The following is an 8,830-nucleotide window of genomic DNA, read 5'->3' on the forward strand; positions in this document are numbered from 1 at the left end:
GGCGTAGGCGCGGCGGGAGATCCGGTAGGGCATCGCGGCTTCGGGACTGGCGAGGGGGTGGCGGCTAGGGAGGACCGGTCAGTCGAGGGGCGGGTCAGTCGAGCGGACCGTTGACCAGCCCGTTGAATCCGACGATGGTGCGCGTTCCGGCGAAGGGCACCAGCCGCACCTCACGGCGGTCACCGGGTTCGAAGCGGATGGCCGTGCCGGCGGGGATGTCGAGCCGCAGCCCGCGGGCGGCTTCCCGGTCGAACGCCAGGGCGCTGTTCGCTTCCTGAAAGTGGTAGTGGGAGCCCACCTGCACCGGCCGGTCGCCGGTGTTCGCCACCAGCACCGTGGTGACCGGTCGGCCGGCGTTCAGCTCCAGCTCGCCCGGTTCGGGAATCAGTTCGCCTGGGATGAGCGGGGCCATGGGCGGCAGCGGTCGCGGGGACAGGAAGCGGAGGTCAGCGGATCGGGTCGTGCAGGGTGACGAGCTTGGTGCCATCGGGGAAGACCGCCTCGATCTGCACCTCCGGCACCAGTTCCGGCACCCCCTCCATCACCTGGTCACGGCTCAGCCAGGTGGTGCCCTCGCCCATCAGGTCGGCGACCGTCTTGCCGTCCCGGGCGCCCTCGAGCACCAGAAAGCTGAGCCAGGCCACCGCTTCGGGATGGTTCAGCTTCAGACCGCGCTGCAGCCGCCGTTCGGCCAGCAGGGCGGCGGTCACGATCAGGAGCTTGTCCTTCTCCTGGGGAGTGAGGTGCATGGCTCTGGGATGGGGAGGCTGCAGGGGCCATCGCCTCTCCACTCTGGCAGTCATCGGCGTGGCGACCAGGTTCGGCCTGGACGTTCCCGCCGATGGGAGCGGGGCTCAGGGTTGCAGGATCCAGCCCATCGCCGGGTGTCAATGTGCACCAAGGCTTCCTGCTCAGGGTTCCGAGCGCCTCACGCTTCCCGGCAGCCGCTCTCACCGTGATCGCTTCTGATGACGACCTACTCCATTGAATTCGCCAAGCACATCCTGCTCCAGTTTGGTGTGATCCTGGCCGTGGGATCCAGTTGCGCCGTTCTTTCCAAGAAGCTGAAGATTCCCGATGTCGTCACATTCCTGGTTGTGGGAACGCTGCTGGGGCCCGGTGGCCTCGGCTGGATCGACATCAAGGCCGATTCCGCACTCAATCAATTGCTGTTGATCTTTGGATCCTGCTATCTCCTGTTTGACGGCGGCGTCTCGCTGCGATTCCGGGTGATCCAGGAGGTGTGGGTCACGATCGTCTCCCTGGCCACCGCCGGGGTGCTGATCACGGCCGTGATCACCGGTCTGGCCGCGCATTACTTCCTGGGCCTTCCCTTCCTTGTGGCTCTGCTGCTGGCCTCGGTGATCGCCTCCACGGATCCGGCCACCCTGATCCCCGTCTTCCGCCAGGTCAGGGTGAAGGACAGGGTCTCCCAGACCGTGATGTCCGAGTCGGCCTTCAACGACGCCACCGGAGCCATCCTCACCTTCTCGGTGCTTGGCGTCGCCATGGGCACGGGCCAGTTCTCGCTGCAGGCCGCAGCCCTGGAGCTGGGGCATCAGGCCCTGCTCGGGATGGTGGCGGGAGCTCTGCTGGGTTACCTGGCAAGCACGCTGATCGCCCACGAGCGCTATGGCTTTCTGCAGGAATACGCACCGCTGGTGTCGCTGATGGCCGTCATCGCGGCCTACCTCGGTGCCAGCGGTCTGCACGCCAGCGGCTTCATGGCGGTTTTCGTGTTCGGCTTCATGGTGGGGAACAAGGAGTTGTTCGGCTTCGAAATGAAGGAGGGCGAGCAGGAACGGATGGACGACTTCGTGGAAACGACCTCGTTGATCATGCGGATGTTCATCTTTTTCCTGCTGGGCAGCCAGGTGGACTTTGCCCTGATCAACCAGCACCTGATCGGCGGGATCGGCGTGGTGGCGGTGTTGATGCTGGTGGCCCGGCCCGTCACGGTCTTCCTGTGTGCCCTGCCGGATCGCCGCGCCCGGTGGTCGATCGAGGAGCTCCTGTTCATCTGCTGGACGCGGGAGACCGGGGTGATTCCGGGGGCCCTGGCGGGCCTGCTGCTCGGCGTCGGCGCCCCTGAGGCCAAGCTGATCTCCTCGGTGACCTTTCTGGCGATTCTGGTCACGATCCTGGCCCAGGCCACCACCACCCGCTGGCTGGCCGGCCGGCTTCGGCTGCTGGAGGCCGGCCCACCCCAGCACACCCTCGGGTGAGGCCCGCTGGGGCCCGCTGAGGCCCGCGGTCGCAGGCCCGCCCAACCTGCCTCACAGCAGCGGTTGCTCCTGGAAGGGCCACACCCGCGGCAGCTGGGGCGGCGGCAGGCCCCGCACCGCCCGGATCCGGGCCCAGATCCGGCTGAACCAGTAGCGCGCCGCCTGGCTGGAGGGGCCCCGGTAGCGGGCCACCAGGCCCTGCGAGAGGGTGCCGCAAGCCATCTCCCCGTCGAGGCCGTTCCGGTCCGCGCGGCAGCTCTCCACCAGGGTCGCCAGTGCGGTGGGTGTTAGGGAGTCTGGTGCCGCCCAGACCAGGGAGCCATGGACGGGCGACCCTGCCAGGCCGTGCTCCCCCTCGAGCGCGCGCCCCCCCAGTTCGATCCGGTCCACCAGAACCCAGTCGCTCCCCTCCGCCCGGTGGCGCCGGATTTCGAGAGCCGAGCGCCACCGGCCCGAACCCAGACCCTCCCCGGCGGCAGTGCGCCCCAGGCGTACCACCTCGCCCCCCAGGAAGGAAGCTTCCGGCGCGAGCTCCACCCGACAGTGTTGCTCGAACAGCCCATTGGCGTAGACGACGACCTCCTGGGGCAGCCACTCCAGGTCGGCCCCCTCCTCGAGGGTGAAATGCAGGTTCTGGCGGGCCCAGAGGCCTTCTGGCGCCTGCCTGAACCTCCCGATGGAGCCGTAGATCTTCTGGGCTGCCACGCTGGTGAGCAGTGCTCGGCTGCCAGGAGCGAGGGTGGTCGTGATGCTCAGCTGGTCGCCACCCACCAGGCCTCCGGCGGTGTGCAACAGCGGCAATTCGCAGCGCCCATCGGCTTGTGGAAAGGCCCGCTGCAGCTTCAGCGGAGCGCTGGCGGCCCCCTGGTGCACGGTCCTGGCCTGTCCCCCGTCATCCACTCCACGGAAGTTCAGCCGCACCTGGCCGTGCCATGGACGATTCCCTGTGATGCTGGAGATACCCACCTCAGCGCGTTCTGGCCATGATCCCCGCAGCCTCGTCAGGCGCGCCAGCCCCGGCCCCTCTGCTTCTCAACCAGAGGCTGGGGGACGGGGACGGACGGAAGCCTTCCCTGAGGTTGGCTCTCAGTGCCGATGAGCGCAGGCGGCTACGAGGTCTACGCCGCAGCGTCTGCGGACGTCCCTTGCTGTTGCAGCTCCCCCGCGGCGAGGCACTCCAGCCCGGTGAATTGCTGGCGGATGGTGGGCTGGAGCAAGTGGTACGGGTAGAAGCGGCACCGGAGCCTTTGCTGCGAGTTGAGGCTCCTTCGGGTCTAGCCCTGCTGCAGGCCTGCTACCACCTGGGCAACCGGCATGTGGCGATCGAGATCCAGGCAGGGGAACTCAGGTTGCTGGAGGATCCAGTTCTCGCCCATCTGCTCGAGCACCGGGGTCTCACGCTGACCCCGATTGTGGCGCCTTTCCTGCCGGAATTCGGGGCCTATGCCACCGGAGATCGTCATCCCCATGACCACTAGTCGGCTTCGCCTTTTCCAACTGGTCAGCCCTGCGCTCCCGGTTGGTGCCTTCAGTTATGCGGAGGGCCTGGAGGCGCTAGTTCAGGCCGGTCGCCTTCAGGATGCGAGCGCTGTGGCGAGCTGGATCGAAGCCGAGCTTCGCCGGGGCATGCTGGCCGTCGAGGCGGCCTGGTTACCGCAGCTGATGGTTGCCTCAGTGGCGGAGCTGTGCGAGCGCGACCGCTGGTTGCTGGCGATGCGGGAGGCTCCAGAGGTCCGTGCCCAGCAGCGGCAGATGGGCGCCTCGCTGCTGCGGCTGCTGGCGGATCTCGGCTTCGAGCCGCCGCGGCTCGACCTGGCCTGGCCCGTCGCCTTCGCCCTGGCCGGCCGAGCCCTGCAGCTGCCCGCGCTCGAGCTGGTGGAGGCCTATCTGTTCGGCTGGACCGCCAACCAGCTCAGTGCGGCGGTGCGCCTGGTGCCCCTGGGGTCCACCGAGGCCCAGCGCCTGCAGCTGTCCCTCGCGCCCCTGATCGCCGAACGGGCCGTGGAGCTGGCGGCGGCGGATCCGCGCGATCTCTGGAACGGGGGCGTGGGGGCCGGGATCGCCCAGCTGCGCCATGCTGAGCTCTACTCACGGTTGTTCAGGAGCTGAGCGGGGCGATGAGCAAGCTGCGCGTGGGAGTCGCGGGCCCGGTGGGCTCCGGCAAGACGGCCCTGGTGGAGGCCCTCTGCCGCCGGCTGCGCCATCGCCTCCAGCTCGCCGTGGTCACCAACGACATCTACACCCAGGAAGACGCCCAGTTCCTCACCCGCGCGGGGGTCCTGGAGCCCGAGCGCATCCGCGGGGTGGAGACGGGCGGTTGCCCCCACACCGCCATCCGCGAGGACTGTTCGATCAACCGGGCGGCGGTGCAGGAGCTGGAGCAGGCCTTCCCGGACCTCGATCTGGTGCTGGTGGAGAGCGGCGGCGACAACCTGGCGGCGAGCTTCAGCCCGGAACTCGTCGACCTCTGCATCTACGTGATCGATGTGGCGGCCGGCGACAAGATCCCCCGCAAGGGGGGGCCGGGCATCACCCGCTCCGACCTTCTGGTGATCAACAAGGTCGACCTGGCGCCGCTGGTGGGTGCCAGCCTGGGGGTGATGGAGGCCGACACCGAACGGATGCGCGGAGGCAGGCCTTGGTGCTTCACGAACATCCGCAGTGGCGCTGGCCTCGATGCCGTGGAGGATTTCCTGCTCAAGCAGTTGCCCCCTTCGCCTGTGGGCCACCCCTGACCGTTGGGCTGAACGGTCGCGATGGCTACAGGTCGAGGTATTCCCGCCCGATACGGTCAGCGATGCCATAGGACCGCGGCGGTCCAATCAAGCGCTTTTCCCGCAGAGATTTCTATGAACCCTTCCTTCATGCGCAAGCCCTCCTTGCGCCTGATTGGCGGTGCCACGGCCCTGGCCACTTCCTTCTCCCTCGTGGCCTGCGGGGGTGGAGAACAGGCTTCCGGAGATTTTGACGGTGAGGTGAAGGTCGGGATCCTCCATTCCCGCTCCGGCACCATGGCCATCTCCGAAAACACGGTGGCCGAAGCCGAGTTGATGGCCATCGATGAGATCAATGCCAAGGGTGGCATCACCATCGACGGCAAGAAGCTCAAGATCGTTCCGGTCGAAGAAGATGGCGCCTCCGACTGGCCTACCTTCGCCGAGAAGTCGAAGAAGCTGATCGATCAGGATCAGGTGGCCGTGGTGTTCGGCGGCTGGACCTCGGCCAGCCGCAAGGCCATGCTGCCGGTGTTCGAGGCCAAGGATCACTTCCTCTTCTACCCGATCCAGTACGAGGGTCAGGAGTGCTCCAAGAACATCTTCTACAGCGGTGCTGCCCCGAACCAGCAGGCCGAGCCTGCTGTGGAGTGGCTGCTCAACAACAAGGGCAAGGACTTCTTCCTGGTGGGCTCCGACTACGTGTACCCACGTACGGCCAACACCATCATGAAGGAGCAGCTCAAGGCCCAGGGCGGCAAGGTGGTGGGTGAGGACTACCTGCCCCTGGGGAACACCGAAGTCGCTCCGATCATCGCCAAGATCAAGCAGGCGCTGCCCAACGGTGGCGTGATCGTCAACACGCTGAACGGCGACAGCAACGTGGCCTTCTTCAAGCAGATGAAGGCCGCCGGCATCACCCCGGCCAACGGCTACTCGATCATGAGCTTCTCGATCGCCGAGGAGGAAGTCGCGGCGATCGGACCCGAGTACCTGGAGGGCACCTATGCGGCCTGGAACTTCTTCCAGTCGCTGGACACCCCCGAGTCCAAGAAGTTCACCGAGGCCTTCAAGGCCAAGTACGGCGACAACCGCGTCACCAATGACCCTGCGGAAGCCGCCTACATGATGGTCTACCTCTGGGCCAAGGCTGCCGAGAAGGCCAACAGCGTCGATGACAACAAGGTGCGGGAGGCCCTGATCGGCGTCAGCTTCGACGCCCCTGAAGGCAAGGTGACCGTTCAGCCCAACCACCACGTCGAGAAGCGCGTGCTGATCGGCGAGGTGCAGAAGGACGGCATGTTCAAGATCCTCGAGGACAAGGGCTTCGTGAAGCCCGTGGCCTGGAACCAGTTCGTGCCCGAGACCAAGGGCTACACCTGCGACTGGACCCGCACCGACGTGCCCGATCCGGGCAAGTTCAAGATGTGAGCCACATGTGAGTCACGGCGTCAGCCGTCCAGCCACACTCCCCGGCCATCCGGCCCCGGTGGGAGGCATCGGGGGGGGGCTCTCCCCCCCTTTTTTCTGATCAGCCATCCACTCGACGCCCTTGTGAGGGGCCCATGGATCTTCTTTACGAAACCCTGTTCAACGGACTGGCCATCGGCGCTGTGCTTGTCCTTGCCGCCCTCGGACTGGCCGTCGTGTTCGGCCTGATGGGGGTCATCAACATGGCCCACGGTGAGTTGATGATGCTCGGGGCCTACACCACGTTCGTGGTGCAGAACCTGTTCAAGAACGGGCCCCTCGAAGCCCTCTTTCCGGCCTACATCCTTCTGGCGATTCCCGCCGCTTTCCTGGTCAGCGGTCTGGCGGGGCTGCTGCTCGAGAAGACCGTGATCCGGCGCCTCTATGGGCGTCCGCTCGAGACGCTCCTGGCCACCTGGGGCGTCAGCCTGATCCTTCAGCAGTTCGTCCGCTCCGTGAGCAGCGCCTTTGCCATCGGCCTGGTGGCGGCCGTGCTGCTCGGCATCGTCTTCCCCCGGCTGACCCCGCCGGGATGGTGGCAACGCCGCTGGACCCCCCTGCTCGGCGTCGGCAGCTGGGTCGCGGCTGCCCTGGTGGGCATCGTGCTGGCCGCGCTGCTGGGGGGGGTGCGTGCCCTCGATCAGCCCTGGTTCAGCGCCCGCAACATCGACGTCACGGCGCCCCAGTGGCTGCGCGGGTCGATCGAGCTCGGTGCTCTGACCATGCCCACGGCCCGTCTGTTCATCATTGCCCTGACCGTGGTGGCCCTGGTTGCCGTCACCTGGTTCCTGCAGAAGAGCGTCTGGGGCATTCGGATCCGGGCGGTCACCCAGAACCGCCCGATGAGTGATTGCCTCGGGATCCCCACCGAAAAGGTGGATGCCCTCACCTTCCTGGTCGGCTCGGGCCTTGCCGGTGTTGCCGGTGTGGCGGTCACCCTGCTGGGTTCCGTGGGCCCGAACCTCGGGGGCAACTACATCGTCGATTGCTTCATGGTGGTGGTGCTCGGCGGTGTCGGCAAGCTGCTCGGCACCGTGGTGGCCGCACTGGGCATCGGCGTGTTGAGTTACGTGGTCGGCTCCGGTTCCCTGCTGCTGGTCTGGCCGGCCATGCCGGCCGGGATCAGCGAGACGGTGAGCTTCTTTGCCACCACCTCCATGGCCAAGGTTCTCGTGTTCGCCGTGATCGTGGTCTTTCTGCAGTTCCGGCCGGCGGGTCTGTTCCCGCAGAAGGGCCGCCTGGTGGAGGCCTGACCGATGCACCCCCTGCGTCGATGGCTTCCCTGGCTCCTGGTCGTGGCGGCCGCCCTTCTCCTTCCGGCCGTACTGCCTCCATTCCGGCTCAACCTGCTGGGCCGTTTTCTCTCCCTGGGCATCGTGGCCCTCGGCATTGATCTGATCTGGGGTTTCACCGGGATGCTCAGCCTGGGCCAGGGCATTTTCTTTGCCCTCGGGGGCTATGCCCTGGGGATGCACCTCCAGCTCACTTCCCTTCAGCCAGGACAGTTGCCGGAATTCTTCGGTCTTTATGGGGTGCAGGAGCTCCCGGCGTTCTGGCAACCCTTCCAGTCCCCGACCTTCACCTTCTTCTGCATCTGGGTGCTGCCGGCCCTGGTGGCCGGGGTGCTGGGCTATCTGGTGTTCCGCAACCGCATCAAAGGGGTCTACTTCTCGATCCTGACCCAGGCCGCGCTGCTGGTCTTCTTCAACTTCTTCAACGGCCAGCAGAAGCTGATCAACGGCACCAACGGTCTCAAGACCGACACGGCCCGGATCCTCGGCGAACTCGTCGGCAGCGATGCCATGCAGCGCAACCTGTTCTGGCTCACGGTCGTGCTGGTGGTCGCTGCCTGGCTGCTCTGCCGCTGGCTCACCCGCGGTCGCTTCGGCGATGCCCTGATCGCCATCCGGGATGACGAGCCCCGGCTGCGCTTCACGGGCTACAACCCCACCGCCTACAAGACCGTGGTCTTCGCCATCGCCGGTGCCATGGCCGGGGTCAGCGGTGCCCTCTACACCGTGCAGTCGGGCATCATTTCCCCCCAGTTCATGGCCGTTCCGTTCTCCATCGAGATGGTCATCTGGGTGGCGGTGGGTGGCCGCGGCACCCTGGTCGGCGCCGTGATCGGTGCCGTGCTGATCAACTACGCCAAGAGCCTGGTCTCCGAGCAGCTGCCGGAAACCTGGCTGTTCATCCAGGGGGGCCTCTTCCTTCTCGTCGTCACCGCGCTGCCCGATGGGCTGGTCGGCTGGTGGCGCCAGGGAGGTCCTCGCCACATCCAGGCCATGCTCGGCTGGCCTCCCCTGGCGCCCACCTACCCGAGTCTGGATCTCGATCCTGCCGTCCAGGCCGAGAAGCAGGACCTCCAGGGAGGTTCCCGATGACATCCACGCCACTGCTCGAGCTGCGCGGTGTGAGCGT

General features: G+C 66.6%; 10 protein-coding genes. 7 read left to right on the top strand and 3 right to left on the bottom strand.

Annotation, left to right across the window (positions count from 1 at the left end):
- Positions 1–94: 94 nt before the first annotated feature.
- Both ACLNEE_RS16305 and ACLNEE_RS16310 read right to left on the bottom strand, forming a co-directional pair.
- Positions 95–412: an urease subunit beta gene (locus tag ACLNEE_RS16305; RefSeq protein WP_411423012.1), complete on the bottom strand. Its 318-nt coding sequence runs from the start codon at positions 410–412 to the stop codon at positions 95–97.
- A 34-nt stretch (positions 413–446) separates the two neighbouring features.
- Positions 447–749: an urease subunit gamma gene (locus tag ACLNEE_RS16310; RefSeq protein ID WP_411423046.1), complete on the bottom strand. Its 303-nt coding sequence runs from the start codon at positions 747–749 to the stop codon at positions 447–449.
- Positions 750–968: 219 nt separating this feature from the next.
- Between ACLNEE_RS16310 and ACLNEE_RS16315 the strand changes: the two genes are divergently transcribed.
- Positions 969–2,225 (top strand): cation:proton antiporter, encoded by a 1,257-nt coding sequence (locus ACLNEE_RS16315; RefSeq protein ID WP_411423013.1) that lies wholly within the window; start codon positions 969–971, stop codon positions 2,223–2,225.
- Between the two features lie 51 nt (positions 2,226–2,276).
- Here the strand turns inward: ACLNEE_RS16315 and ACLNEE_RS16320 are convergent, their stop codons facing one another.
- Positions 2,277–3,191, bottom strand: a complete 915-nt coding sequence (locus ACLNEE_RS16320) for an urease accessory protein UreD (RefSeq protein WP_411423014.1) — start codon at positions 3,189–3,191, stop codon at positions 2,277–2,279.
- A gap of 17 nt (positions 3,192–3,208) precedes the next feature.
- On the opposite strand from ACLNEE_RS16320, the gene ureE reads away from it, so the two are divergent.
- The 6 genes from ureE (at position 3,209) to urtC (ending at position 8,793) form a co-directional block, all read left to right on the top strand.
- A complete protein-coding gene (gene ureE, locus ACLNEE_RS16325) occupies positions 3,209–3,703 on the top strand; it encodes an urease accessory protein UreE (protein ID WP_411423015.1) in 495 nt (164 codons plus the stop codon).
- The gene (locus tag ACLNEE_RS16330; RefSeq protein ID WP_412007391.1) at positions 3,693–4,334 is read left to right on the top strand and encodes an urease accessory protein UreF; all 642 of its coding nucleotides are present in this window, start codon (positions 3,693–3,695) and stop codon (positions 4,332–4,334) included. Before ureE ends, ACLNEE_RS16330 begins: the two co-directional genes overlap by 11 nt.
- Positions 4,335–4,342: 8 nt before the next feature.
- A complete protein-coding gene (gene ureG, locus ACLNEE_RS16335) occupies positions 4,343–4,960 on the top strand; it encodes an urease accessory protein UreG (RefSeq protein ID WP_411423017.1) in 618 nt (205 codons plus the stop codon).
- 129 nt (positions 4,961–5,089) lie between these two features.
- Entirely contained in the window at positions 5,090–6,370 is a 1,281-nt protein-coding gene (gene urtA / locus ACLNEE_RS16340) for an urea ABC transporter substrate-binding protein (RefSeq protein WP_412007392.1), read from the top strand.
- 134 nt (positions 6,371–6,504) lie between these two features.
- The gene (urtB, locus tag ACLNEE_RS16345) at positions 6,505–7,662 is read left to right on the top strand and encodes an urea ABC transporter permease subunit UrtB (protein ID WP_411423019.1); all 1,158 of its coding nucleotides are present in this window, start codon (positions 6,505–6,507) and stop codon (positions 7,660–7,662) included.
- A 3-nt stretch (positions 7,663–7,665) separates the two neighbouring features.
- Positions 7,666–8,793 carry an urea ABC transporter permease subunit UrtC gene (gene urtC / locus ACLNEE_RS16350; protein WP_411423020.1) on the top strand — a complete coding sequence of 376 codons (1,128 nt, stop codon included), beginning with the start codon at positions 7,666–7,668 and terminating at the stop codon, positions 8,791–8,793.
- The last annotated feature ends 37 nt before the right edge of the window (positions 8,794–8,830 follow it).

The sequence above is a fragment of the Aphanothece stagnina RSMan2012 genome (assembly GCF_046764815.1).
In the GTDB taxonomy this organism is placed as follows: domain Bacteria; phylum Cyanobacteriota; class Cyanobacteriia; order PCC-6307; family Cyanobiaceae; genus NIES-981.